The sequence below is a fragment of the Mycolicibacterium sp. TUM20985 genome (genome assembly GCF_030295745.1).
GTDB lineage: Bacteria > Actinomycetota > Actinomycetes > Mycobacteriales > Mycobacteriaceae > Mycobacterium.
The window spans coordinates 3,941,521-3,966,065 of the sequence record NZ_AP027291.1; the positions used below are offsets into that span (position 1 = coordinate 3,941,521).

General features: G+C 67.1%; 23 protein-coding genes and 1 pseudogene. 12 read left to right on the top strand and 12 right to left on the bottom strand.

Translation table 11 applies throughout. The annotated features are described in order from the left end of the window. Nucleotides 1–46 precede the first annotated feature (46 nt). Complete coding sequence (locus QUE68_RS19300; RefSeq protein ID WP_284227830.1) at nucleotides 47–1,528, top strand: cytochrome P450; 1,482 nt, start codon at nucleotides 47–49, stop codon at nucleotides 1,526–1,528. Here the strand turns inward: QUE68_RS19300 and QUE68_RS19305 are convergent. Next, nucleotides 1,506–1,919, bottom strand: a complete 414-nt coding sequence (locus QUE68_RS19305) for a 2-isopropylmalate synthase (RefSeq protein ID WP_284227831.1) — start codon at nucleotides 1,917–1,919, stop codon at nucleotides 1,506–1,508. The two genes, QUE68_RS19300 and QUE68_RS19305, sit on opposite strands and share 23 nt — an antisense overlap. A gap of 347 nt (nucleotides 1,920–2,266) precedes the next feature. On the opposite strand from QUE68_RS19305, the gene QUE68_RS19310 reads away from it, so the two are divergent. From QUE68_RS19310 to QUE68_RS19320, 3 genes are read left to right on the top strand one after another with little or no spacing between them, the layout of a single operon-like run. Then, a complete protein-coding gene (locus QUE68_RS19310; protein ID WP_284227833.1) occupies nucleotides 2,267–2,653 on the top strand; it encodes an ArsR/SmtB family transcription factor in 387 nt (128 codons plus the stop codon). Between the two features lie 23 nt (nucleotides 2,654–2,676). After that, complete coding sequence (locus QUE68_RS19315) at nucleotides 2,677–4,356, top strand: SulP family inorganic anion transporter (protein ID WP_284227835.1); 1,680 nt, start codon at nucleotides 2,677–2,679, stop codon at nucleotides 4,354–4,356. 13 nt (nucleotides 4,357–4,369) lie between these two features. Then, complete coding sequence (locus QUE68_RS19320; protein ID WP_284227837.1) at nucleotides 4,370–5,122, top strand: sulfite exporter TauE/SafE family protein; 753 nt, start codon at nucleotides 4,370–4,372, stop codon at nucleotides 5,120–5,122. Between the two features lie 8 nt (nucleotides 5,123–5,130). Here the strand turns inward: QUE68_RS19320 and QUE68_RS19325 are convergent, their stop codons facing one another. From QUE68_RS19325 to QUE68_RS19340, 4 genes are all read right to left on the bottom strand, one after another. Further along, nucleotides 5,131–6,195, bottom strand: coding sequence for a phosphotransferase family protein (locus QUE68_RS19325; protein WP_284227838.1), 1,065 nt, complete (start codon nucleotides 6,193–6,195; stop codon nucleotides 5,131–5,133). Nucleotides 6,196–6,256: 61 nt separating this feature from the next. Further along, nucleotides 6,257–7,075, bottom strand: coding sequence for an SDR family NAD(P)-dependent oxidoreductase (locus tag QUE68_RS19330; protein ID WP_284227841.1), 819 nt, complete (start codon nucleotides 7,073–7,075; stop codon nucleotides 6,257–6,259). Beyond that, nucleotides 7,072–7,488, bottom strand: coding sequence for a nuclear transport factor 2 family protein (locus QUE68_RS19335; protein WP_284227842.1), 417 nt, complete (start codon nucleotides 7,486–7,488; stop codon nucleotides 7,072–7,074). Before QUE68_RS19335 ends, QUE68_RS19330 begins: the two co-directional genes overlap by 4 nt. After that, nucleotides 7,485–8,555 (bottom strand): zinc-binding dehydrogenase, encoded by a 1,071-nt coding sequence (locus QUE68_RS19340; RefSeq protein WP_349816699.1) that lies wholly within the window; start codon nucleotides 8,553–8,555, stop codon nucleotides 7,485–7,487. The genes QUE68_RS19335 and QUE68_RS19340 overlap by 4 nt, the downstream gene beginning before the upstream one ends. A 109-nt stretch (nucleotides 8,556–8,664) precedes the next feature. Here QUE68_RS19340 and QUE68_RS19345 point away from each other — a divergent pair, with 109 nt between their 5' ends. Continuing rightward, nucleotides 8,665–9,522: a helix-turn-helix domain-containing protein gene (locus tag QUE68_RS19345; protein ID WP_284231137.1), complete on the top strand. Its 858-nt coding sequence runs from the start codon at nucleotides 8,665–8,667 to the stop codon at nucleotides 9,520–9,522. Here the strand turns inward: QUE68_RS19345 and QUE68_RS19350 are convergent. Beyond that, nucleotides 9,519–10,202, bottom strand: a complete 684-nt coding sequence (locus QUE68_RS19350) for a cutinase family protein (protein WP_284227845.1) — start codon at nucleotides 10,200–10,202, stop codon at nucleotides 9,519–9,521. The genes QUE68_RS19345 and QUE68_RS19350 overlap by 4 nt on opposite strands. Nucleotides 10,203–10,320: 118 nt before the next feature. Further along, nucleotides 10,321–11,139 carry a class I SAM-dependent methyltransferase gene (locus QUE68_RS19355; protein ID WP_284235627.1) on the bottom strand — a complete coding sequence of 273 codons (819 nt, stop codon included), beginning with the start codon at nucleotides 11,137–11,139 and terminating at the stop codon, nucleotides 10,321–10,323. A 136-nt stretch (nucleotides 11,140–11,275) separates the two neighbouring features. Here QUE68_RS19355 and QUE68_RS19360 point away from each other — a divergent pair, with 136 nt between their 5' ends. Then, a complete protein-coding gene (locus tag QUE68_RS19360) occupies nucleotides 11,276–11,965 on the top strand; it encodes a winged helix-turn-helix transcriptional regulator (RefSeq protein ID WP_286274266.1) in 690 nt (229 codons plus the stop codon). Here the strand turns inward: QUE68_RS19360 and QUE68_RS19365 are convergent. The 3 genes and pseudogenes from QUE68_RS19365 to QUE68_RS19375 form a co-directional block, all read right to left on the bottom strand. Then, complete coding sequence (locus tag QUE68_RS19365) at nucleotides 11,962–13,311, bottom strand: neutral zinc metallopeptidase (RefSeq protein ID WP_284227848.1); 1,350 nt, start codon at nucleotides 13,309–13,311, stop codon at nucleotides 11,962–11,964. The genes QUE68_RS19360 and QUE68_RS19365 overlap by 4 nt on opposite strands. Nucleotides 13,312–13,358: 47 nt before the next feature. After that, nucleotides 13,359–15,094, bottom strand: a pseudogene (poxB, locus tag QUE68_RS19370) (ubiquinone-dependent pyruvate dehydrogenase). Between the two features lie 85 nt (nucleotides 15,095–15,179). Continuing rightward, nucleotides 15,180–15,947, bottom strand: a complete 768-nt coding sequence (locus tag QUE68_RS19375; RefSeq protein ID WP_284235623.1) for an SDR family NAD(P)-dependent oxidoreductase — start codon at nucleotides 15,945–15,947, stop codon at nucleotides 15,180–15,182. Nucleotides 15,948–16,044: 97 nt separating this feature from the next. Here QUE68_RS19375 and QUE68_RS19380 point away from each other — a divergent pair, with 97 nt between their 5' ends. Genes QUE68_RS19380 through QUE68_RS19395 form a run of 4 tightly spaced genes read left to right on the top strand, consistent with a single transcriptional unit; the run spans nucleotide 16,045 to nucleotide 21,646 of the window. Continuing rightward, nucleotides 16,045–17,601 (top strand): molybdopterin-dependent oxidoreductase, encoded by a 1,557-nt coding sequence (locus QUE68_RS19380; protein WP_284235622.1) that lies wholly within the window; start codon nucleotides 16,045–16,047, stop codon nucleotides 17,599–17,601. A 2-nt stretch (nucleotides 17,602–17,603) separates the two neighbouring features. Beyond that, a complete protein-coding gene (locus QUE68_RS19385) occupies nucleotides 17,604–19,172 on the top strand; it encodes an ATP-dependent DNA ligase (protein ID WP_286275874.1) in 1,569 nt (522 codons plus the stop codon). A gap of 54 nt (nucleotides 19,173–19,226) precedes the next feature. After that, the gene (locus QUE68_RS19390; protein WP_286274267.1) at nucleotides 19,227–21,515 is read left to right on the top strand and encodes a carbon starvation CstA family protein; all 2,289 of its coding nucleotides are present in this window, start codon (nucleotides 19,227–19,229) and stop codon (nucleotides 21,513–21,515) included. Continuing rightward, complete coding sequence (locus QUE68_RS19395; RefSeq protein WP_455012289.1) at nucleotides 21,515–21,646, top strand: CstA-like transporter-associated (seleno)protein; 132 nt, start codon at nucleotides 21,515–21,517, stop codon at nucleotides 21,644–21,646. Before QUE68_RS19390 ends, QUE68_RS19395 begins: the two co-directional genes overlap by 1 nt. A gap of 3 nt (nucleotides 21,647–21,649) precedes the next feature. Here QUE68_RS19395 and QUE68_RS19400 read toward each other — a convergent pair whose 3' ends face one another. Next, nucleotides 21,650–22,684 (bottom strand): TIGR03857 family LLM class F420-dependent oxidoreductase, encoded by a 1,035-nt coding sequence (locus QUE68_RS19400; protein ID WP_286274269.1) that lies wholly within the window; start codon nucleotides 22,682–22,684, stop codon nucleotides 21,650–21,652. Further along, nucleotides 22,681–23,064: a nuclear transport factor 2 family protein gene (locus QUE68_RS19405; protein WP_286274270.1), complete on the bottom strand. Its 384-nt coding sequence runs from the start codon at nucleotides 23,062–23,064 to the stop codon at nucleotides 22,681–22,683. The genes QUE68_RS19400 and QUE68_RS19405 overlap by 4 nt, the downstream gene beginning before the upstream one ends. A gap of 102 nt (nucleotides 23,065–23,166) precedes the next feature. On the opposite strand from QUE68_RS19405, the gene QUE68_RS19410 reads away from it, so the two are divergent. Then, nucleotides 23,167–23,796 (top strand): TetR/AcrR family transcriptional regulator, encoded by a 630-nt coding sequence (locus QUE68_RS19410; RefSeq protein WP_286274271.1) that lies wholly within the window; start codon nucleotides 23,167–23,169, stop codon nucleotides 23,794–23,796. 112 nt (nucleotides 23,797–23,908) lie between these two features. Beyond that, a complete protein-coding gene (locus QUE68_RS19415) occupies nucleotides 23,909–24,523 on the top strand; it encodes a PaaI family thioesterase (protein ID WP_286274272.1) in 615 nt (204 codons plus the stop codon). Nucleotides 24,524–24,545: the final 22 nt, after the last annotated feature.

A 24,545-nucleotide genomic window follows, 5' to 3' on the forward strand; every position in this document is an offset into this window, starting at 1 on the left:
CATCGAGTGAGATCGACCACACCCGTCCTCGGCCCAGGAGCTTGTCATGGCGACCATCAGTACCCCGGACTATTTGCTCGACCAAGCGAAGCGGCGGTTTACGCCGTCCATCAACAACTTCCCTTGCTTGGGCACCCTGGAGCGCAAACTGCTGCGCACCGAGTTCAAGCGGACCCTCCTGGCCGAACCGCCCGCGGGCAGCGGCCTCAAACCGGTGATGGGTGACGCTGGCCTGCCGGTCCTCGGCCACATGGTCGAGATGTTCCGCGGCGGCCCGGATTACCTCATGCACCTGTACCGCACCAAGGGCCAGGTCTACTACGCCGACTCCCCCGTGCTGCCCGCGGTGACGGCACTGGGACCCGATGCCGCACAAGCGATCTACTCCAACCGCAACAAGGACTTCTCGCAGGAGGGGTGGATTCCCGTCATCGGGCCATTCTTCCACCGCGGCCTGATGCTCCTGGACTTCGACGAACACATGTTCCACCGCCGGATCATGCAGGAGGCGTTCGTTCGCACGCGCCTGGTCGGCTATACCGAGCAGGTCGACACGGTGGTCTCGAAGGTGATTGCGAGCGACTGGGTCGCCGACGATCCGCGCTTCCTGCTGTACCCAGCGATGAAGCAGATGACCCTCGACATTGCCTCGATGGTGTTCATGGGCCATGAACCGGGCACCGACCACGAACTGGTGACCAAGGTCAACAACGCCTTCACCACGACGGTCCGCGCCGGGAACGCGATCATTCGCAACGGCGTGCCGCCCTTCACGTGGTGGCGTGGTCTGCAGGCCAGGAAGCTGCTGGAGACCTACTTCGAGGCACGCGTGCAGGAGCGTCGCGGAGCGGAGGGTTCGGACCTGCTGACGGTGCTCTGCCAGACCGAGGACGACGACGGCAACAAGTTCTCCGACGCCGACATCGTGAACCACATGATCTTCCTGATGATGGCGGCGCATGACACGTCCACGTCGACGGCCACCACGATGGCGTACTTCCTGGCCCAGAACCCCGAGTGGCAGGACCGCTGCCGCGATGAATCTGACCGTCTCGGTGACGGGCCCGTCGACATCGAGTCGTTGGAGAAGCTCGAATCCCTCGACCTCGTCATGAACGAGTCGCTCCGACTGGTCACTCCCGTCCAATGGGCGATGCGGCGCGCCGTCCGCGACACCGATCTGTTGGGGTATCACATTCCCAAGGGCACCAACGTGATTGCCTACCCCGGCCTCAATCACCGGTTGCCCGAGTTCTGGACCGATCCGATGAAGTTCGACCCCGACCGGTTCGCCGAACCGCGCAGCGAGCACAAGAAGCACCGCTACGCCTTCACACCCTTCGGCGGCGGTTCGCACAAGTGCATCGGCATGATGTTCGGCCAGCTCGAGGTGAAGGTGATCATGCACCGGCTGCTCCGCAAGTACCGGCTGGAACTCGCCCATCCCGGCCGTGAGCAGAAGTGGGACTACGGCGGCATGCCCGTGCCGATGGACGGAATGCCAATCATCCTGCGCCCGCTGCGCTGATCGCCTGGGTCAGGCGGTTCGCACAGGCCACCACCGCCTGCAACGCAGACTGCACCGGGTCCGTCGAGAGGCCCATCGCCCACTCGTCGTACACACCGTCGGTGCCCCGGATGAACGTCGCCGTGCCGCCGTCGGCGGTGCGCTGGTGGAACGCCCGTATCTCGACGGCGATGCCGAGCTCGTGAAGCATCGAGGTCAGGGCGGCGACCGGTCCGCTCGCCGCGACCCTGGACGTGCCGATGCGGTCACCGACGGCGACCGTGGCCTGGTAGTTCCGCGCCTGGGGTCCCCATCGGGTAGCGGGCCGCTCGGCATCCAAGCATTGCCAGTGCCGAACGCGCAGTGGTCCAGACGTCGGCGCATACCGGTCTATGAAGGCGTCGTCGGACATCGTCGCGGCATCGTCACGAAGAGCGCGCGGGAGAGGCCTATCGAACCGCGCTGCAAAGGACGTGAAGTAGGGGTCCGCGCTGATGGCGGGGGGTGTCGAAGTGGAGGAGAGCACGTGTCGGTCTTCTCGTGTCGAGGGAATCGACCGACGGCGCAACGCCCACAGCGAGGGGTCGGTCTGGGTCAGACCCCGCTGTGGGTCGTTACTACGAGACGCTTCGGCACGACGGTCACAGTAGTCGCTTGTCGAATGCACGTGCAAGAAGGATTCGATCATGAAATCGTCGATCGTGTTAGGGTGAATAGATTGGAATGCAGTTTCGGTCAATCCATCAAGCGAGGTGTCCCATGGCCCACCCCACCCCCTACAAAGCCGGGGAGCCGCTGTATGAGATCAAGGCCAATCTGTTCAAGGCGCTAGCGCATCCGGCGCGGATCAGGACGCTGGAGATCCTGTCTGCCAGTCAGGGCCGTCCGACGCCGGTCAGCGAGATCCTGGTGGCCACGGCCATCGAGCCGACCCTGCTGTCGCAGCATCTGGCCGTGCTCAAACGCCACCACGTGGTGCGCAGTCAGCGGGTGGCCAACGCCGTGTACTACGAGCTCGCCCACCCCAAGATCTCTGAACTGCTGTCGATCGCGCGCACCTTCCTGGCCGACAACCTTCAGGTCAGGAGCGAACAGTACGATGCCCTCAATGCGCTTCCGCCCCTTGGGCGTTCCGATGATGGATAGCTCCTGATGATGTCGGGTGTTCCGTGATCGTTGGCGCCGCCCGCGCGCTGACACGACTTCTTCCACACCGTTCGGACTATGCCGAGCTCCCCCGCTCGTGGCGCCGCGACGTCATCGCAGGCGCCACCGTCGGCGTGGTTGCGCTGCCACTGGCGCTGGCGTTCGGCATCAGCTCGGGGGTAGGTGCCGCCGCCGGCCTCATCACAGCCGTGGTAGCCGGGTTGGTGGCCGCAGTCTTCGGGGGTTCGAACGTCCAGGTGTCGGGTCCGACGGGAGCGATGGCGGTGGTGCTGGCGCCCATCGTCGGCCAGTACGGCCTCGGCAGCATCGCCTTGGTCACCGTGCTGGCCGGGTTGTTGGTCATCGCCGCGGGAATTACCGGACTCGGACGGGCGGTGACCTTCATCCCGTGGCCGGTGATCGAGGGCTTTACTCTCGGCATCGCCGTCATCATCTTCCTGCAGCAGGTGCCGTCGGCGTTGGGAAGCGTTGCGCCGCAAGGGCGCAACGCTCCTTCCGGGGCCTGGTACGTCATCAACCACGTCGACTGGGCCACCGCGGGCACCACCCTGGCGGTGGCAGCAATGGTCGCCGCCCTGATGATCGGCCTGCCCCGGTTGCACCGCGCGATTCCGGAGTCGTTGGCCGGCGTCCTCGCCGCCACCATGCTGGTGGTTCTGGCGCACCTGCCCGTCGCCCGGATCGGCGAGCTGCCGTCCCACTTGCCGACACCGGTGTTGCCTGCTGCCGATCTGGGCGCCTCGAAGGCCCTCCTGGGTGCGGCCCTGGCGATCGCCGCACTTGCGGGCATCGAGTCCTTGCTGTCGGCGCGCGTCGCCGCCACCATGGCGCCCACCGGCCCATACGACCCCAACCGCGAACTCGTCGGTCAGGGCTTGGCCTCTGTGGCGTCGGGGGTGTTCGGCGGCATGCCCGCGACGGGTGCGATCGCCCGTACCGCGGTGAATACCCGGTCCGGGGCGCGCACCAGGGTCTCCGCCATCGTGCACTCGATCCTGCTGCTCGGCATCGTGTACTTCGCGACGGGCCCAGTGTCGGCGATCCCGCTGTGCGCATTGTCGGCCGTACTCATGGTGACGTCGCTGCGGATGATCTCGCCGAAGACGGTGTCGAGGATCTTGCGCTCCACCCGGTCGGACGCCTTGACCTTCGTGCTCACCGCCGTGGTGACGGTGTGCTTCGACCTCATCGATGCGGTCCAGATCGGCATCGTGGTCGCCGCGCTGTTCACGTTGCGTTCGGTGGCTCGCCGCAGCAGCGTCACCCGGGAGGAGCTACCCGGTCCGCGTCAGGACGGCGACGAGCGGATCGCGCTCCTTCGCCTCGACGGAGCGATGTTCTTCGCCGTGGCGGAACGGATCTCGAACACGATCACCGATGCCGACCGGCCCGAGGTGTCGGTGGTCATCATCCGCATGTCCGCCCTGGGGATGCTGGACGCCACCGGTGCGCACACCCTGGGGCAGATCGCCGGGGAGCTCGAGTCGCGCGGGATCACCGTCATCATCAAGGGCGTCCGGGCCGAGCACATGGACTTGCTGACCAACGTCGGCGTCCTCGATTCCCTCCGGCACGAGAACCACCTCATCGACGACCTCGACGAGGCGATCGCGCATGCGCGCCTGCACGCCCGTCAGCGCGTCCAGTCGGCACCGCGGGACGAGGGTCTCGGCGTCCCCTAGGCTTCCTGCCGACATGGATTGGTGGGATGCGGCGCTGCTATTCCTCGCCGGAATCGGCGGCGGCCTGGTGGGCAGCATCGCCGGACTGGCCTCCCTCACCACCTACCCCGCGCTGCTGCTGATCGGGCTGCCGCCGGTGGCGGCCAACGTGACGAACACCGTGGCACTGGTGTTCAACGGCATCGGATCGGTCTCGGCGTCGCTGCCCGAATTACGGGGCCAGCGCGCCGTTCTGACGCGCTTGGTACCGGCGGCCGTGGTGGGCGGCGCTGCGGGCGCAGCATTGTTGTTGTCGATCCCCGCCGAGGGATTCGAGAATGCCGTGCCGGTGCTCTTGGCGGTCGCGGCCGTGCTGATCGCCGTGCCCCGTGGACAGCGAGAGGTCGACGTTCCGCGTCGCAGAGGCTCGACAGTGCTGCAGGCCACCGCGATCCTCGCGATCTGCATATACGGCGGCTTCTTCGGAGCTGCGGCCGGGGTGATGATGCTGGCCCTGTTCCTCCGCACGGGCAACGACTCCCTGGCCGACGCCAACGCCACCAAGAACGTGGTGCTCGGCGTGGCCAACGGCGTTGCGGCCGTGATCTTCATCGCCTTCGCGCCGATCCATTGGCCGGCCGTGGTCCCGCTTGGCATCGGTTGCCTACTGGGCTCGCGAATCGGCCCGGCGATCGTTCGGCGCGCGCCCGCCACCCCGCTGCGACTGATGATCGCCGCAGCGGGGTTGGCACTGGCCGTCAAACTCGGCGTCGACACCTACCTGTAGCCGCCCCGCTACACGAACGGGTCGTCGCCCACGGTCACCCTCGTCCCCAGTTCGATGAGCGACATCGCCGACGCGTGCAGACGTTGACCCGCGTCCCAGCTCGCCTGCCCGGCCAGGTAACGCGACCAGGTGCCTTCGATGACGATGCCGAGCTTGAAGCAGGCCAGCGCCTTGAACCACTCCAACCGGGAGGTACGACGACCGCCCGCGGCCGTGTAGGCATCGAGCAGCTCACGGCGATCCGCGAGGCCGCCGAGAGCTGCGAGCTCCGAGCCGGCGTCGATGGTGTTGGGCTCGGTCGGCCAGCAGACCAACATCCAGCCCAGGTCCAGCAGCGGGTCACCGACGGTACACATCTCCCAGTCGATGAGAGCCGCCAGTTCGGGTCGGTCGCGGCGCAGCAGCACGTTGTTGAGATGCGCGTCGCCGTGCATGATGCCGGGCTCCCCGTCGTCGGGTCGATTGTCCTCGAGCCACGTCGCCAGTCGGCTCACCCCGGGCAGCGATCCCGGGTCGTAGGCCGGGTGCCGATAGCTCTCGAGCAGACCGATGAACTGCGGAACTTGGCGTCCGAGAAAGGATCCGGGCCGCCTGATCGCGGCGAGCGGACTTCCCTCCCACGCCACGTTCCCGAGCTGGGCCAGCCCGGCCGCGTAGGCAAGGCCGACGTCGTGCCTGGCACCCGCGTCGTCGACGTAGGCCTGCGCCATCTCGTTGCCGGGGTTGAAACCGTCGACCTCTTCCATCAGGTAGAACACCACGCCGAGCACGTCGGGGTCCGCACATCCCGCGATGAATCCGGGATGCGGGACGGGTGTGTCGGCAAGTGTCCTCAAGACCGCGATCTCGCGCAGCATCGTCTTGTCACTCGTCGGCCGCGGATGCTCGGGTGGGCGGCGCAGCACCATCGGCCGGCCGTCGACGCGAAACCGCACCACGATGTTCTGGCTGCCGCCGGTCAGCGGCTCCACGTCGGTCACCTGCGAACCCAGACCGCTCTGCTGCAACCACTTTGCGAGAGCCCGCTGATCATCATCGGTCAGGGTGGGGCTGGCGGGCACGTCATCGGGCATGGCTGTCATCGTCGCGTCCGCCACCGACCACCGCGTCGTGTTCAGCGTAAGTCGTTGCCGTTCAGTCGGTTCCAGGACCCATCGAGGCGGCACTGGCGGCCATCATGAGCCGGACCGCGTCGTTGCGAGGCAGCGATGTCAACATCTGCATGCCCGCCCGCATGGCCTCCCCAACCAGGCGCGTCGGCCCGTTGGCCAGGTTCTCGAACGCATCCGCGACCACTTCTCCGGCCGGGACGGCGTCCGCTGGTGGCACATCGTCGGTCGCGGTGCCGAGGTCGCGCTCCAAGCGCCGCAGGGCGGGGGTATCGGTCTTTCCGAGAATCAAGCCCAGAACGTCGACGCCCTTGTCGTGGAGTTCACCCCAGAGAGCTTCGGCGAAGACCATGTCGAACGCCTTGGTGGCGCCGTAGACGACCATGTTCGGCGCACCGACGAAGCCTGCGCCCGAGCCGAACACGACGATGCCACCGCGGCCCCGCTCCACCATCGGCGCACAGAAGTGGTGACACAGTTGCACCGGCGTGGTGCAGTTCCGTTGAATCATCGACTCCGCCGCCGCGACTGAGTTCGCCAGGAAGGGTCGGAAATCGGGGTCCGCGCCGGCACAGTAGACGAGCATCCCGACGTCGAGGTCGGCCGTGCCGTCGGCAATCGTCGCCGCGGCTCCGTCATCTGCGAGATCGACTGCCAGCGTTCGTGTTTCAACACCATGCCGGCCTTCGATACCCGCCGCGACCTCGTCGAGAAGGACTTGGCGACGGGCCACCAACACCACGTTGACGCCCCGTTCGGCCAGCCCTTCGGCGAAGGCGGACCCCACCCCGTCGGACGCGCCTGCCACGATCGCCCACGGTCCGTACTTCTCGGGGAAGTTCATGACGGGGCCCCTACCGCGGTGACGCGCACCGGCGTGAAGCGGCGGCGGGCGATCCGCCATCCGGCTTCGGTGCGGACGATCTCGTCGTCGTAGAAGCCGACGGCATTGACGCCGGAGTCCCCGTCGCCGAACATGATCAGGCCGTCGACGTAGGAGCGGGCCTCGGCGGAGTCGCCGGCTACCGCGACGACCTGATTGGTCAGCCGGTGCATGGTGTGACCGGCCATCGCGTGCGAGGTCTCCATGAACTCGGTGACGGCGTCGACGCCGTGCCACGTGCCGATCTCGCCGTAGTCCAGCTCGCAGTCGTCGGTGAAGGCCGTACGGAACAGCCCCCAGTCGCGGCGGTCGATTCCGGTGGCGTAGCGGAGCAGGACGTCCGAGATGTCCTGGCGATCCTCGCGTTCGGTCACGACAAGTCTCCTCTGCGTCCCGGCGCCCCGTCGACACCGGCGTTCGGGTGGACGATGATCCGCGGTGGGCCCTCGGATCGTCGAGCTCGTTCGATTGCGTCGGGCACGGCGTCGAGGGTGATCACCTGCCCGACGCTGGGCATCGGATCAAGGCGGCCCGCGACGATCGCGTCGAGCGTGCCGTACCAGTCTTGGGGCATGGGTCCTCCGCCAAACTGAATGGTCACCCCCTGTCGCGTCGCAGTGGTGATCTCGAGGGTGTCACCGGTGTACCAGCCACCGGCACAATAGATTCTGGTCGCCATGTCGGCGGAGGAGACGATGTGCTGAATCAGCCCTGCGGCGCCGACGCATTCGAAGATGACGCAGGCGCCCCAGAGGTTGCGCTCGGCACGGACGTCGCGCCAGACGTCGATGGGAGACCTCTCGGCGGGATCGACCACGATGTGTGCGCCGAAGCCACGGGCGAGTTCGCGGCGTTCGGCTTGGTAGTCCGAGACGATGATCGGTTCGATACCCCGACTGGCCAGGGCGGCCACCGCCGAGAGCCCGATCGCGCCCGCCCCGAAGACGATCGGGATCTCGCCAATGGCGATGTCGGCGGAACGGACGTAGAACTCGCCGACCGCGAAGGCGTCCACCAGAGCCACGGCGTCACTGGAGACGCCGCTCCCCACGGCCCTGGCAAGCACCTCGGCCACCACCACCAATTCGCCGAAGCTGCCCTGGCATTCGGGATGTTGTCCGATGATCCGCGAGCCGTCTGCCCCACCGTTGACCAAGCGGATGGGAATGGACGTCGCGCGGCTACCGAGCGCGATTTGCTGCATGCAGCCAGGCCCGTAGCCGACGACCTCGCCGACGAACTCGTGCCCGAGCACGATGTCGCGATCCGGGTCGTACAGCGAGCGGCCGGTGGGATCGTCGATCGCGAGTTCGGGGTGGTCCATGAAGTGCACGTCCGACGCACAGATCGCGGTGCTGAGCGTCTTCAACAGCAACTCGCCGTGACCGGGCACCGGATCGTCCGTCTCCCGGACCGTCAATTCGCCATTTCGCAGCACCACCGCACGCATTCGAGCCGGCCCTTCTCTTGCACTTATCGAATATTCGAGAAAGACTGTCGAACTGTCGAGACCGATCGACGGTAAGCCCGGAAAGTCCTAGGAGTCAAGCATTCGCGGTTCGACGTCGGCGCCCACCGAGAGGGTTCTCGACGTCCTAGAACTGCTCGGCCGTCCTGGGCGAGACCCCCTCCGATTCTCGGACGTCGCACGCGAACTGCATCTGACTCAAGCGACCGCACACGCCATCCTCAAGACGATGTCCGATCGAGGCTGGATCAGTCGCGATCCCGTCGACAAGACCTTCGCACTGGGTCCGGCTCTGGCGGTCGTTGCACATCGGGCCGACGTCACGCGCTCGCTGGCCCACACGGCGCGGGCAGCCGCCAAGGAACTGTCGGCCGAGTTCGGCTTTCGCGCGTCCGTACTGGAGCGGCATGGCGAGTCGCTGATCATCACCGCCCACGAAGGCGGACATCCGTCCGACCCCGGCGGCCGTCTGGGAGAACGCATTCCCTACGCGCCACCGTTCGGCGTGGCCTTCGCCGCGTGGGACAGTCCGGAGGGTCAGCTGGCGTGGATTCACCGCACCGCCGAGTCGAACCCCCCTCTCGCCAGGAACCTCTCACTGTCCTTGGCCCGCACTCGCGAGCGCGGTTACGACGTCGATCTGACCACACCGGCCCTGGCCCAAACCGCCCAGTTGGTCGGTGCTCTACTCAGCGACGGGATGCCTGCCCACGTTCGTCGGATAATGGATCAGCTTCTGGTCGAGACGATGGTCGGCTTCACCGGTGACGACCGCGAGCTCGCCGAACGCCCGGTCGCGACGATCGCTGGACCCGTTCTCAATCAACACGGCTGTGTCGCAATGATTCTCGCCGTCCACCCCCTGCGGCCCCAAACGTCCGCGGAAATCGCCATCATTGGACGGCGAGTGACCGCGGCGGCCGCCGCCATCGCCGACTAGACGGCTGAGGCTGGGTTCGCCTTGACCTGGTCGGCGGCGAATGTCGCTGCCTGCGCGGTCAATCCGGCCTCGACGTACTGACTGTGCGCGGCGCGGTCGTCACCCGGCGAGCACACGGGGTCGGCGCCGTTGCACAGGTCGATGGTCTTGGCGCCGTACAGCGGGCTCAACGCGTTCAGCGAGCCACCGAAGCGATTCAAGGGGTTGCCGAATACGGCCACCGCGGCCACGTGATTGGCCACTTCGGGGGGCATCGGCTGACCCAAGCCGAACAGCGAGGCCGGGTCCCCCGTGATGCCGTCGATCACGGCCGCACCCTGCGAGTAACCACCGAGCACGATCTTCGTGCTGGGGCAGGACGCCACCGTGGCCTGGACGTGCGCGCCGGCATCCTTGGCACCGGCCGTAGCCTGCATGAAGTCGTAGGACGCCGGGTAGTCGACGGCATAGGCACTGACGGTCTTGCCCTTCAGGTCACCCTTGAGGGAGTCGATGAACGCCTGGCCTTCATGGCCGAATCCCGTCGGTTCGGCGGTGCCGCGGGCGAACACGACCTCGACGTCCGAACAACCCGCTACGGCCGATGCGGCCGGTGTGCCGAGGCCGATCACGCCGGCGGCGATCAGACCGCCGGTGGCCATGCCAGCCAACAGCGCATGTGTCTTCAACTGAACGGACATGGGGTAGCTCCTCGGTTCTGCGGGTGGTGCGGTTACCTAGACGAACTCCGTAACCGCCGAATCAATTCCACACCACCGAAGGTCCGAGGGACATGGACACTAGCCCCCAGATCGATGCTCAACGCTTGGTCGCGAGCACGACGAGATACTCCCAATCCATGGCCGACGATCCCGCGAGTGCCTCGTCGGCGAGGCGGGCGAGGTCGGCGTCCAGGGCCGCGATCCGCGCCTCGTCGCCATCGAGTCCGCGGTAGGCCGCGATCGTCGGACCGTAGTTCGCCTTGAAGTAGTCGCGGAACGTCGCACCGTCGGCGAACATACCGACCGGCAAGCGGTGGCGTTCTGTCACGATGTCGGTGACGCGATCGCCCAGCAGCTCCCGAACGTGATCTTCGTTGCCCCACAGGGGTGGTGATGACACCCCGGCCGGTGGCGGAGCGACGTAGGGCTTCATCGCGGCGAACAGCTTGCCGATGAATCCCTCTGGCGTCCAACTCAGCAGCCCTATCGCACCACCGGGTCGGCACACCCGGGTCAACTCCTCGGCCGCCTGCTGGTGATGCGGCGCGAACATCACCCCGATGCACGACAGCACCCCGTCGAATTCCCCGTCGCGGAAGGGCAGCGCCTCGGCATTGGCCTCGCGCCACTCGAGCTCGACTCCCTTCTGGGCGGCGGTGGCGCGCCCCTGCTCCAGCAGCCGCGGACACAGATCGCTCGCGATGACCGTTGCCCCGACCTTCGCCGCGGCGATCGCGGCGTTGCCCGTTCCCGCCGCCACGTCGAGTACCCGGTCCCCGCGGCCCACGCCCACCGCCGCGACCAATGTCGGCCCCAGCGGGGCAACTAGCCCTTCCGCAATCGCGCGATAGTCACCCAGCGCCCACAGCGCACGGTGTTTGGCTTCCAGTTCTCGATCCTGGACTACGGCAGTCATCATCGATCCTTCCCTTCTGGTGAGGGACATGGTCGCTTGGAAGGATCTGCTCGAACTAGTGACGGATCTGTACCACCCTGGTTCGATGGTCCTCACGGCTTCTGCGTCGCCGATCGAGAGGCAGAGGAGAAACGACGTGTCCGGATACGGCCAGTTCTGCCCCATGTCGAAGGCAATGGAACTGCTCGACGAACGGTGGACCCTGCTCGTCGTGCGTGAATTGCTTCTCGGCAGTTGCCATTTCAACGAGCTGCGGCGTGGCGTGCCGCGAATGTCACCTGCTCTGTTGTCCAAACGCCTCAAGTCGCTCACCCGCGCCGGAGTCGTCGAGCGCGTCGAGATCGATGGTCGCACCTCCTATTCGCTGACCCCGTGCGGCCGGGAACTCGGCGAGGTCGTCGATGCGCTGGGGCGCTGGGGTGTGCGCTGGATCAGCGAACTCGGCGAAGCCGACCTCGACCCTCACCTGTTGATGTGGGACATCCACCGCACCGTGCCCGCCGGCGAGTGGCCCCTCACGAGAACCACGGTCGCCTTTCACTTCGACGGAACGGCAATCAGGGCGTCGCGCTGGTGGCTGGTGGTAGCCGACGGTCAGGCCGACGTCTGCAACTCCGACCCCGGTTACGAGGTGAGCGGCACGGTGGAGACCACTCTGCTGACGCTGACCCGGATCTGGCGCGGCGACCTCGGTTGGTCACACGCGCTACTCGACGGCAGCGTGTCCGTGTCCGGGCCGGCTGAGGTGCGCCGCGCCATCCCCACGTGGATCGGCCAGGGCAGCAAGGCGGCGGTGCCGCGACCGGCGGCCCCGTCGGGCCGCTAGGCCTGGTACTCCTTGCACGCGGCAGCTCCCTCGATCACTCCCTCGCGGAACGCCCGGACTCTGGCGAAGCCGGCACCCTGTCGATCCACGTCTCCCGAACCGCGGAACACCAGCAACGCCTTGATGCCCTCGTCGAGGTCACCGGGCGAGATGTGGAACGTGCTGGTCTGCGGGCGGTTGTAGAGCAGGACACTGGCCGTGTAGGAACCGGCGAAGCAGTCTCCCCGCAGGGTCGAGGTCTTCTCATCGGAGTCGTCGCCCAACCGGGTCAGCGCCGCCAGGCCGTACTGGGTGGCGAGCAACGTGGCGACGGCGTAGTCACCACCCTGCCGGTACACCGTCGGCATGGTGTCGACGTTGTCCCAGCCGATGTAATCGGCTGGGATGCAATAGAACAGCACGTAACCTTCGGCCGACTGGTCACCGCAATTGGGCGGGCTCGACGGGTCGAACGGCTCGAGCCCCCGCACCGGCTGCCACTGCCGACCCTCGGTGATCTCCGGGTAGACCTGCGTCCAGTAGTCCTCGAGGTCGTACGGCACGCCATTGACGATGGAGTCGTAGGGCGCGTCGCCACCGCTGGCGGCGTCCTCCTCGTCGTTGAACGGAAGCTCGAGGACCATCGGGTCGTCGTCGCGATAGTCCTTGCACCTGCCTATGCCGTTGTCGAAGCCGTCCTGGAAGGCGCCCACGCGGTCGAAGCCGCTGCCGTGGGCCGACGGGTCGATGTTGCTGGTGCCTGGCGTGTCCCGCAACTCGAGGATGCCGGCGAGGGCCGAGTCGAGGTTGGCACTGTTCACGTCGAAGACCTGGTCGTCCTGCGCGTGCTTGGACCACGCCCCGGCGAAGCAGTCCGCCTGCAGCTCCTTGGTCACGGTGCGGGCGGTGAAGTTGGAACGGGCTTGAACGGCATGCCCCCACTCGTGGGCGAGGACGACCGGAATGACGAAGTCGCCGAAACGCTTTCGAAGATCGGGCAGCAGACCCTCGGCGTCCCACGCCACGACATCCTCGGTGGAGCAGTAGAACGCATTGCCGGAGATCTCGCTCGCGTCCGTCGCGCACGGCGGAAGATCGCCCGATGACGGGGTCACCGCGTAGAACCCACCCGCGACGGGTTCGTAGTCCTTGCCGTAGAGGTCGGGGAACTGCTTGCCCCAGAACTCCTGTAGGTTGGCGATGGCCTTTACGGCCAGGTCGTTGACCTCCCCCGACGCGTCACCCCGCACCTCGATCTTGCTGGTGTCGGGCCCGTACGCCGCGCTGCTGGGGGCCGTCGGCGTACCGCCGCCGCCACACCCGGCGACCAGGAGGACCGCAGCAAAGATCCCAACCGTTTTGATCATGAAAAAACATTAGCGGGAGGCGGTCGATGGGGGAACCCCAGCGCTCATCAGTCCAGCAGTCGCCGCGACACGTTGGTGGTGACGAGATCGAGCAACTCATCCGCACGCCCCGCCATGATCGTTCGGATCGCGTACAACGAGAAGCCCTTGGCCTGCTCGGCACTGATGGCCGGCGGGATCGACAACTCCTGTCGGGCCGTCACCACGTCGACGATCGCCGGCCCGTCATGGGCGAAGGCGTCGGTCAGCGCCTGCTCCAGTTCGCCAGGGTGCTCGACGCGTCGACCGAACGCACCGAGCGCACGGCCGACGGCGGCGAAATCTGGATTGACGAGCTCGGTGCCGAAGTTCACGATGCCGGCGGCCTTCATCTCCAGCTCCACGAAGTTCAGCGACGAGTTGTTGAAGACGATCACCTTGACCGGCAACCCGTTCTGCAGCAGCGTGATCAGCTCGCCGAACAGCATGGTCAGGCCGCCGTCGCCGGCGAGGGCGACTACCTGCCGGCCGGGGAAGGCCGTCTGCGCGCCGATCGCATGGGGCAACGCGCATGCCATGGTGCCGTGGTTGAACGAACCGATCAGCCTGCGCCTGCCGTTCATGCGCAGGTACCTGGCCGCCCATACCACCGGGGAGCCGACGTCGACGGTGAACACCGCGTCGTCGGAGGCCAGTCGGTCAGCAAGTCCCGCAACGTATTCCGGGCGAATGGGAGTGCGGTCGCGGTCGTTGACGGCCAAGCCGTCCATCGTCTTACGGGTCTTGGCGTAGTGGCGCAGCGAGCGGTCGAGGTGGTCGCGCGACGACTTTTGCGTCAGCAGGGGTTGCAGCGCGGCCAGGGTGTCTGCGACGGTGCCCACCAGCCCGAGGTCGATTGGCGTGCGACGACCCAGGTTTCGGCCGCGGACGTCCACCTGGATGATGCGGGCCTGCTCCGGATAGAACTGCTGATAGGGAAAGTCGGTGCCCAGCATCAGCAGGGTGTCCGATTCCTTGATGGCCTTGTAGCCGGAGCTGAATCCGAGCAAACCGGTCATGCCGACGTCGTACGGGTTGTCGTACTCGATGAACTCCTTGCCGCGCAACGCGTGCACGACGGGCGCGTTGAGCGTGCCCGCCAGGCGGATCAGCTCGTCGTGCGCGCCCTCGACCCCGGCGCCGCCGAGGATGGTGACGCGCTCACCGGCGTTGAGGATCTCGGCCGCCTGGCGCAGGCTCACGTCGTCGGGCCGGACGACGGACCGCGTAGGCAGCATCGGCTTGGTGAGCCAACCGGACTCCACCGCGTGCGAAGGAAGATCTCGCCAGGCACGACGACCACGGCGACGCCGCGCTCCTCGATCGCGGCTCGCATCGCCATCTCGATGATGCGCGGCGCCATCTCCGGGGTGCTGACCAGTTCGCAGTAGACGCTGCATTCGGCGAAGAGGTCCTGCGGGTGGGTCTCCTGAAAGTATTCCGAGCCGATTTCACTTCGCGGGATGTGCGCGGCGATGGCCAGCACCGGCACGCGGGAGCGCTGGGCGTCGAAGAGCCCGTTGATCAGATGCAGGTTGCCGGGCCCGCAGCTGCCCGCGCAGACGGCCAGCTGTCCAGTGAGCGCAGCATCGGCGGCCGCGGCGAACGCCGCCGTCTCCTCGTGCCGGACGTGTTCCCACGTGACCTCGTCCGAGCGGCGGATGGCGTCGGTGAAACCGTTGAGGCTGTCACCGGGCAGCCCATAGACGCGGCGCACCCCGCTGCGCGTCAGCGCGGCGATGATCTGCGTTGCGATGGTAGCCATTGGGCGACCCCTCCCTCTTCGTGATTTCGGCGCGCAAACGTTCGCGTGGCGACTGTTTCCGCGCCGAAATCACCCTATCGGGAGGCTACTTCGGGGCGAAGCGCTGACCGGCGTCGAGGCGGATGCACTGGCCGTTGAGCATCGGGTTGTCCACGATCGCCAGCGCCAACTTGGCGTACTCCTCCGGCTTGCCGAGTCGCTTCGGGAACGCCGCGTCCTTGGTCAGCGCGCTGGCGAACTCGTCGGGGATGCCCTTGGTGAGGCCGGTGGCGAACAGGCTCGGGGCGATGGCCAGCACCCGGATGCCGAGGCTGCCGAGATCGCGCGCCATGGTCAGGCACATCCCGGCGATCGCCGCCTTGGACGCGGTGTAGGCCACCTGCCCGATCTGACCCTCGAACGCGGCGATCGACGCGGTGTTGATGATGACACCGCGCTCCTCGGCCTCGTCATCGACCGGTTCCTGCTTGCTCATCTGCCACGCGGCCAGGCGGCTGATGTTGAACGTGCCGATCAGGTTCAGGTCGACGCTCGCGCGGAACGACTCGAGAGGATGCGGGCCGTTCTTGCTGATCGTGCGCTCGCCGATGCCGCCGCCCGCGGTGGTGACGATGACGTGCAGCCCACCGAGCCCGTCGATCGCCTGCTGCAGGACGCTCTCGGTGCCCGCGAAGTCGGTGACGTCGACTTCGTGAAAGGTCGCACCGATCCCGGCGGCGACGTCCCTGCCCTCGGATTGCGGCCGGTCGAGGATCGCCACGCTTGCCCCGCGTGCGGCGAGCGCCTCCGCGGTGGCTCGTCCGAATCCGGATGCACCACCCACGATGATCGCCTTCTTGCCCGAGATCTCCATTAGCTCCCTTTCCAGATCGAGGTCGAACTGTAAAGCAACCTAACCGACGTCATCGTCCCGTAAGCCCTTCGGGTGGCGAAGTGGGTACCGTGGCGTCATGGCCGATACGGCTACCCGCCCCGATGTGCCCAGCGACCTTCGTCCCAGCGGTCTGACCGGCATCGCGGCTGCGGCCGTTGCGCTGGGCGTGGCCCAACTGACCGCGGTGCCCTTCGGCCCGCAGGCCGATTCCCGAACCGCGATCGGCTCGGCCGTCATCGACCTGACGCCCGGCCCGGTCAAGGAGTGGGCCATCCAACTCTTCGGCACGTCCGACAAGCTGGCGCTCTCCATCGTCGTGCTGGTCGTGATCGCCGTAATCGCCTCGCTCGCCGGGCAATACGAAACCCGACGCCGACCCATCGGCGGTATCGCGATCGTCATCGCCGGCGGACTCGGCTGCGCGGCCGTCATCAGCCGGGCCGGTGCCACGCCGCTCGACGTGATACCCACCGTGATCGGGACGGTCTGCGGCGTGCTGGTGCTGCGATTCCTCGTCACCCGCCGTGCGGCGGAGTCGTCGGCACCGGTGGACGCACCCGACCGGGGCCGACGGCTGTCCCTGGTGACCCTCGGCTTCATCGGCGTGGGTGCCGTTGCAGGTGTTGCGGGCGCGGTCCTCAACCGGCTCAACTCGTCGGTGGCTGGCGACCGCACCGCGTTCACCCTCCCGACTCCCGCGCAGGACGTACCCGTCGCGCCGCCTCCGTCGGTCCAGCCGCCCGGAGTGGCGCTGCCCCCGTTCATCACTCCGAACGCCGACTTCTACCGCATCGACACCGCGTTGAGCGTGCCGCAGCTCACCCGCGCCGACTGGCGCCTGAGGATCCACGGCATGGTCGACCGCGAGGTCACGCTCACCTTCGACGACCTGCAACGGTTCCAGCCGATCCAACGCATCGTGACGCTGACCTGCGTGTCCAACCCGATCGGCGGCGACCTCATCTCCAATGCCAAGTGGACGGGGTACCGGGTCCGAGACCTGTTGGCCGGAGCCGGTATTCACTCCGATGCCGACATGGTGCTGTCGACGTCGATCGACGGGTTCACCGCAGGCACCCCGGTCGAGGCGCTCACCGACGAGCGTGACGCCCTGCTGGCGATCGGCATGAACGACGCTCCACTGCCCTCCGAGCACGGCTATCCAGCGCGACTCGTCGTGCCCGGCCTCTACGGCTACGTCTCCGCGACCAAATGGGTGACCGATCTGGAGCTCACCCGTTTCGATCGCGCCGAGGCGTACTGGACCCGACTCGGGTGGTCGGCGCGCGGACCCATCAAGACCGCGTCGAAGATCGAGGTCCCCAAGTCCGGACAGGTCGTGCCCAAGGGGCCGGTGACGTTCGGCGGCGTGGCCTGGGCGCAGCAGCGGGGCATCAAGGCCGTCGAGGTGCGCATCGACGAAGGACCTTGGGAGCAGGCGCAACTCGGGGCCAGCTATTCCAAGGACACCTGGCGGCTGTGGAGTTTCCCGTGGCAGGCCAACGACTCTGGTTCACACCTCATGTCCGTGCGCGCCACCGATGGCACCGGTGCCGTACAGACCTCGGACACCGCCGACGTGGTCCCCGACGGCGCGACCGGGTGGCACTCGGTGAGCTTCGACGTCGCCTGATCGTGCTGCTCGTCTCCGTCGCCTCTGCATCCGTCGAAGTTGGAGCCACCTCGGCGCGGCTGGCCAAGACCAGTCGCCTCGCGGACCTGCTGGCCGCGGCCGCCGAGGAATCCGATCCCGATCTGGTCGCCGTCGTCGTCGCCTGGCTCTCAGGCGAGTTGCCCCAGCGGCAGATCGGCGTGGGCTGGGCTGCTCTGCGCGCCATGCCGCCCGCCGCCACGGAGCCCTCGCTGACCGTCGCCGGCGTCCACGCCACGTTCAGCGAGATCGGGCTCGTCGCGGGCACGGGCTCACAACAGCGCCGGTCTGCGTTGCTGACCGAGTTGTTCTCGGCGGCGACCGACATCGAGCAGACGTTCCTGCGCCGTCTGCTCAGCGGGGAGCTGCGCCAAGGCGCCCTCGTCGGCGTGATGGCGGACGCGGTGGCCAAGGCCGCCGGCGTTCCCGCGGCCGAGGTGCGACGGGCAGCGATGCTGAACGGCGACCTGCCCGCCGTCGCGTCGGCTGCGCTGACCCACGGCAGGGCGGCGCTGGCCGAGTTCACCCTGCGGGTCGGGCGCCCGGTGGGGCCCATGCTCGCGCAGACGGCGACTGGCGTCCGGGATGCGCTTGAAAAGCTGGGCGGGACAGCAATATTCGAAGCCAAGCTCGACGGCGCTCGGGTTCAGATCCACCGGGCCGGTGACAGTGTGTCGATCTACACCCGCAGCCTCGACGACGTGACGGCGCGGCTTCCCGAGGTGGTCGACGCCGCCCTCGCCCTCCCGGTCGGCGAGTTCATCGCCGACGCCGAGGCGATCGCGCTGCGTCCCGACGGTCGACCGCAACGCTTCCAGGTGACGGCCTCGCGGTTCGGGCGCGGCGGAGGCCGGGGCGCCCGTGACCGCACCGCCGACGTCGAGGCGGCGCGCGCCGCCCAACCCCTGTCGGTGTTCTTCTTCGACCTGTTGCATCTCGCTGGGACCGATCTGCTCGACCTGCCGACCACGGAGCGCCTCGCCGCCCTCGATGCGCTCGTGCCCGCCGCGCAGCGCGTCGACCGAGTCGACACCTCCGACGGCGAGTTCGCGGCCGCGTTCCTCGCGGCGACCCTGCAGGCCGGGCACGAGGGAGTCATGGCGAAGTCGCCGACGGCGGCCTACGAGGCGGGCCGACGGGGAGCCGGCTGGCTCAAGGTCAAACCGGTGCACACCCTCGACCTCGTCGTGCTGGCAGTCGAGTGGGGCTCCGGCCGGCGCACCGGCAAGCTCTCCAACATCCACCTCGGCGCCCGCGACCCGGCGACGGGCGGATTCGTCATGCTGGGCAAGACGTTCAAGGGCATGACCGACACGATGCTGGAGTGGCAGACCAGCCGGTTCCTCGAACTCGCCGACGGTCCAACCAATGGCTATGTGGTGAACCTGCGACCGGAACAGGTCGTCGAAATCGCCCTCGACGGCGTGCAGACGTCGACGCGCTACCCCGGCGGCATGGCCCTGCGCTTCGCGCGCGTGCTGCGCTACCGCGACGACAAGGGCCCTGCCGAGGCGGACACCATCGATACCGTCCGGACTCTGTACGAGACCTGAACGAATGGGCGCGTTTCGCCAAACCGCAATGCCCGCGGTGAAAGGATCGGACCCATGGCCACCCCCACCACGTCCGGTTTCACCGAGGAGATCGACGGCGACATCACCTTCGTCCGCACGGATGCCGACCTACCGCCGGTAGCGATCATCGACCGGTCGCCGATCACCGCCAAACACAAGGCCATCTTCGCCGCCATCGCCGTCGTGGGCGCGGTGGCGTGGGCGATGATCGCGTTCTTCCGCGGCGAGACCGTCAACGCGGTCTGGTTCGTCGTGGCGGCGGTGTGCACGTACGTCATCGGATACCGCTTCTACGCCCGTCTCATCGAGATGAAGATCGTCAAGCCCCGCGATGGTGACGCCACGCCGGCCGAGGTGCTCGAGAACGCCACCGACTACATGCCCACCGACCGGCGAGTGCTGTTCGGCCACCACTTCGCGGCGATCGCCGGCGCAGGCCCACTGGTCGGTCCGGTGCTGGCCATGCAAATGGGTTACCTGCCGGGCACCATCTGGATCATCGTTGGCGCGGTCTTCGCCGGATGCGTGCAGGACTACCTGGTGCTGTCCATCTCGGTCCGGCGGCGCGGACGCTCGCTGGGCCAAATGGCCCGCGACGAACTGGGCGTCGTCGGTGGCGTGGCCGCGATCGTCGGCGTGCTGGTGATCATGGTGATCCTGCTCGCGGTCTTGGCGCTGGTGGTCGTCGGCGCGCTCGCCGAGAGCCCGTGGGGCGTGTTCTCGATCGCCATGACCATCCCGATCGCCATCTTCATGGGTCTGTACCTCCGGTTCCTGCGGCCGGGCCGGGTGTCCGAGGTCTCGGTGATCGGTGTCGTGCTGCTGCTGCTCGCGGTGGTCTCCGGCGGCTGGGTGGCCGGAACCGCTTGGGGCGTGGACTGGTTCACGCTCTCGAAGGTGACGTTGTCGTGGTGCATCATCATCTACGGCTTGGCCGCGTCGGTGTTGCCGGTGTGGCTGCTGCTGGCGCCTCGGGACTACCTGTCCACGTTCATGAAGGTCGGGACCATCGTCCTACTGGCCATCGGCATCGTGGTCGCCCGGCCGGTCATGGAGGCCCCCGCGGTCTCGACGTTCGCCTCCAGTGGCACCGGGCCGGTGTTCGCCGGTTCGTTGTTCCCGTTCCTGTTCATCACGATCGCCTGCGGCGCGCTGTCCGGCTTCCACTCGCTGATCTCCTCGGGCACCACCCCGAAGTTGTTGGAGAAGGAAAGCCAGATGCGGCTGATCGGCTACGGCGGCATGCTGACCGAGTCGTTCGTCGCGATCATGGCGCTCATCACCGCGGCCATCATCAACCAGCATCTGTACTTCACGATGAACGCGCCCACCGCGTCCACCGGTACCACTGCGCAGACGGCGGCCGAGTACGTCAACGGACTGGGTCTGTCCGGCCAGGACATCACCGCGGACGAGATCACCGCCGCGGCCCAGAGCGTCGGCGAGGAGACGATCGTGTCGCGCACGGGGGGCGCGCCCACCCTGGCATTCGGCATGTCCGAGGTGCTGCACCAGGTCTTCGGCGGGACGGGCCTCAAGGCGTTCTGGTACCACTTCGCGATCATGTTCGAGGCCCTGTTCATCCTGACCACGGTCGACGCGGGCACCCGAGTCGCGCGGTTCATGCTGTCCGACGGCCTGGCCAATTTCGGTGGGCCGCTGAAGAAGTTGCGCAATCCGAGCTGGCGCATCGGTGCGTGGATCTGCAGCATCATCGTGGTGGCCGCGTGGGGCAGCATTCTGTTGATGGGCGTCACCGATCCCCTGGGTGGGATCAATACGCTGTTTCCGTTGTTCGGCATCGCCAACCAGCTGCTGGCCGCCATCGCGCTGACGCTCGTCACGGTCGTGGTGATCAAACGCGGGCTCCTGAAATGGGCCTGGATTCCAGGTATTCCGCTCGCCTGGGACCTGATCGTGACGATGACCGCCTCATGGCAGAAGATCTTCTCCGGCGATCCGAAGGTCGGCTACTGGACCCAGCACTTCCAGTACCGCGACGCCAAGGATGCGGGCAAGACGGCGTTCGGCGCGGCCAAGGATGCCGGTCAGCTCGACGCCGTCATTCGCAACACGTTCATCCAGGGCACCCTGTCGATACTGTTCGCCATCCTGGTGTGCGTCGTGGTGGCGGCCGGAGTCGCGGTGGCACTCAAGGCGATTCGGGGCGGCGGTCGTCCCCTCAGCGAGGAGGAGCCCGTACCGTCGCAGATCTTCGCACCGTCGGGCTTGATCCCGACCGCCGCAGAGAAGGAGGTGCAGAAGCAATGGGACGCGTTACCGCAATCGGCCGCCAGATCGGTTGGTACTGGAGCTCACTGATGGGTGACAACCACTATCGGCGCTACGTCGCGCACCGTACGCGCACCCATCCCGGCGAACCCGTGATGTCCGAACGGGACTATTGGCGGATGCGCTACCGCACGTCCGAGGTCCAACCACGCTGCTGCTGACGCCTACGCCCGGTACGCCGCGACGATCGGCTCCAACTCGTCGGGCGTGGCGCCGTGCATGATGACCGAGTCCGCGCCGTAGTCGAATTCCTTGCGGATGCGCTCGACGCACTGTTGCGCCGATCCGGTTGCAGACGGTTCGAGCCACTCGTCGGGGATCAGCGTCGCGATGTGCTGGATCTGCTCGGCCGTCGCCTTGTGGTCGATACCGCCGGGCACGGACGTCACCACGGGATCCTCCCGAAAGCGTTGCAGCACCGCCGGATCCCAGCCGTTGGTGGACACCAGCAGGTCGCCGTACCCCTGCAGATAGGTGGCGAGTCGCGCGACCGTCTTCTTCAGCCGCAACTCCTCGGGCAGGTGATCGCCGACGGTGGCGAAGCAGGACCACACCTTGACGCTGGCAGGATCTCGGTCCGCCTGCTCGGCGGCGTCCTTGACGATCTTGACGCTGCGCTGCACGGTCTCCGGGGTGAAGTAGGTGTGCAGGATGACGTCGTCGAACTCACGTCCACCCAAGGCCAGCGTCTGCGGGCCGAAGGCGACGAGACCCAATCTGATGTCCTCATCGAAGTCGGGATCGAGGAACAGCACCTGATACTTGCCGATCGGCCCGTCGTGGCCGATCACCACCTCGCCGTGCCAGAGCTTGCGCATGATCTGCGCGAAGTCCTCCATCTGGGCCGTGGTGACCGCGGGCACCCCGAACGCGTCGTACATCGCCGCGATTCCCCGACCGATGCCGAGCGTGAAGCGGCCACCGGACAACCGGTGCATGGTGGTGGCCCACGATCCGGTGATCAGGGGATGCCGGGTGTTGTGATTGGTTGCAGCGGTGGCGATCTGCATGCGGTTGGTCACCGCGCAGGCCGCACCGACCAACGACGAGGCCTCCTTGACGTTCCATCTCTCCGAGATGAAGGCGGTTCCGAAGCCGAGCTCCTCGCCACGCCGAGCTTCGTCCATCAGCGATGCCGGGCCCTCACCGCCGGCGCCGGCCAGTAGGTAGTACCCCAATTCGTCCAACACGCGCGTCATGCCCAAACCCCTTGCTTGTAGCCACAATTCCAGACTTCGATGATTCGACCGTCCACGACCCTGAAGATCTCCATACTTGCGATGTCGGCCTTGGTGCCATCCTTGAGCTCCATCGGGGACTGATAGACGACTGCGACGTGCTCGCCGTCATCGCCTGCCACGACGAGGTTGAGATCGAAGCGGATCGCCGTGAACATGTCCCAGTGGTCCACGATGCGGGCGACGGCCTGCGCGTGCGTGAGCACCGTTGCCTCGCCGACGTCGTGCCTCGTCACGGTCTCACCCATCAGTTCCTCGGCAAGTGCGAAGTCCCGCTCGTTCCACACCACCAAGTTGTACGCCTCGACCACCTCGCGGGCGGTCCGTGCCGGGCTGGTCATCGAACCACCTTCGTCGTTTCCGTCTCGCCGTACCTGGCGTTCGTGGCGAACCCCCGAGTCGGGCGACCATCAAGTTAATTGTCGAGCGTCTAATATGCAAGGGTGCCCTCCCCTGCCCGCGGCCTCACCCAGCCCCAGCGCGTCGAGGCGTCCGCTCATAGGTTGGTTCAGGCCACGGCGCAGCTGATCACCGAAAAGGGCTGGGAGGCAACCACAGCCGCGGAGATCGGGCGTCGCGCCGGCTACAGCCGGGCCATGGTGCACGCCCGCTACGGCGGCAAGGACGCGATCCTCGACGTCCTGTTCAGGAGTACCTACGACGCCAGGTTCGATGGGGACGTGGATGGGGACGGGCTCCGCCGAGCCGTGGCGCACTTCGACCGCAGCCTCGCCCTCTACGCCGAGGACCGTGAGTTCCTGCGCGCCATGTTCATGCTGACGTTCGAGGCGGTGAAGTCGGCCTCGCCGGTGCGCGGCAGGCTTCAGGAGTGGCTGAGCGGCAGCGTCGAGACCGTCACCATGGGCATCCGGGCCGGGATTGCCGACGGTTCGGTCCGTGCAGACGTCGACGTGGAGTCCGCCACGATCGACATCAGCACCGCCGGCCTCGGTGTCGCCCACCAATGGATGGTCTTCGGCGACGACCATCCATTCGACGATGACCTTAGGGCCGTGCGCGACAGGATCATTCGAGACTACGGATCCTCGGGAACACGGGGGGTCGACGGTTGACCCGGTCCATCCCCCGCCGTGTTACCGTCACGCTTACAGTAATCGCTTCAAGCCGGGAGGACTCCGCCGTGAAGATTGCGCACGATCGCCACACCGGCGAACTCCTCGCCGGATGGTGCACACCGTGACGGAGACGCGCGGCTTCCCCGAGCTGAAACCCGTCGAGGCTCCACCGGAACTGGGCCGCTTCGCCGACGCGGTCCGGCGTCTGCAGGATCTCGCGGTGTCGACCAACCCGGACGCCGGAGTGTGGACCACCACGGCCGAACAGATCGAACGGGTCTGCGCCCAACTCGAGGGCTTCCAAGTCCCGGACGGGCAAGCCCCGGCGGGCAGGGCGATCAAACTCCCCGGGCTCGGGCATCCCCTCATGCCCCCATGGACGATTGCGGAGTTCGGTGAGGACGGCGTCACCATGAAGGGGCACTTCAGCCGTTTCCACGTGGGCGGCAACATGGCGGTTCACGGCGGGGTGATACCCCTGTTCTACGACGGGCACTTCGGCATGATCGTCTCGGCGGCGGGCCGACCGATCAGCCGCACCGCCTATCTGCACGTCGACTACCGCGCTGTCACCCCGATCGACACCCCGCTGATCAGTCGGGGCCGCATCGACCGGATCGACGGTCGGAAGGCCTTCATCACCGCGACCATGACCGATCCCGACGGCACCGTATTGAGCGAGGCCAACGGTCTGATGATCAAACTGCTCGCGCACCAGCCGTGAGGAATCGCGAGCGGTCACGGCG

Bases quoted from the DNA above. Each gene is read 5' to 3' on its own strand.
- QUE68_RS19300 (WP_284227830.1), top strand. From the start codon at position 47: ATGGCGACCATCAGTACCCCGGACTATTTGCTCGACCAAGCGAAGCGG.
- QUE68_RS19305 (WP_284227831.1), bottom strand. From the start codon at position 1,919: ATGTCCGACGACGCCTTCATAGACCGGTATGCGCCGACGTCTGGACCA.
- QUE68_RS19310 (WP_284227833.1), top strand. From the start codon at position 2,267: ATGGCCCACCCCACCCCCTACAAAGCCGGGGAGCCGCTGTATGAGATC.
- QUE68_RS19320 (WP_284227837.1), top strand. From the start codon at position 4,370: ATGGATTGGTGGGATGCGGCGCTGCTATTCCTCGCCGGAATCGGCGGC.
- QUE68_RS19325 (WP_284227838.1), bottom strand. From the start codon at position 6,195: ATGCCCGATGACGTGCCCGCCAGCCCCACCCTGACCGATGATGATCAG.
- QUE68_RS19330 (WP_284227841.1), bottom strand. From the start codon at position 7,075: ATGAACTTCCCCGAGAAGTACGGACCGTGGGCGATCGTGGCAGGCGCG.
- QUE68_RS19350 (WP_284227845.1), bottom strand. From the start codon at position 10,202: ATGTCCGTTCAGTTGAAGACACATGCGCTGTTGGCTGGCATGGCCACC.
- QUE68_RS19355 (WP_284235627.1), bottom strand. From the start codon at position 11,139: ATGACTGCCGTAGTCCAGGATCGAGAACTGGAAGCCAAACACCGTGCG.
- QUE68_RS19365 (WP_284227848.1), bottom strand. From the start codon at position 13,311: ATGATCAAAACGGTTGGGATCTTTGCTGCGGTCCTCCTGGTCGCCGGG.
- QUE68_RS19375 (WP_284235623.1), bottom strand. From the start codon at position 15,947: ATGGAGATCTCGGGCAAGAAGGCGATCATCGTGGGTGGTGCATCCGGA.
- QUE68_RS19380 (WP_284235622.1), top strand. From the start codon at position 16,045: ATGGCCGATACGGCTACCCGCCCCGATGTGCCCAGCGACCTTCGTCCC.
- QUE68_RS19390 (WP_286274267.1), top strand. From the start codon at position 19,227: ATGGCCACCCCCACCACGTCCGGTTTCACCGAGGAGATCGACGGCGAC.
- QUE68_RS19395 (WP_455012289.1), top strand. From the start codon at position 21,515: ATGGGTGACAACCACTATCGGCGCTACGTCGCGCACCGTACGCGCACC.
- QUE68_RS19400 (WP_286274269.1), bottom strand. From the start codon at position 22,684: ATGACGCGCGTGTTGGACGAATTGGGGTACTACCTACTGGCCGGCGCC.
- QUE68_RS19405 (WP_286274270.1), bottom strand. From the start codon at position 23,064: ATGACCAGCCCGGCACGGACCGCCCGCGAGGTGGTCGAGGCGTACAAC.
- QUE68_RS19415 (WP_286274272.1), top strand. From the start codon at position 23,909: ATGGTGCACACCGTGACGGAGACGCGCGGCTTCCCCGAGCTGAAACCC.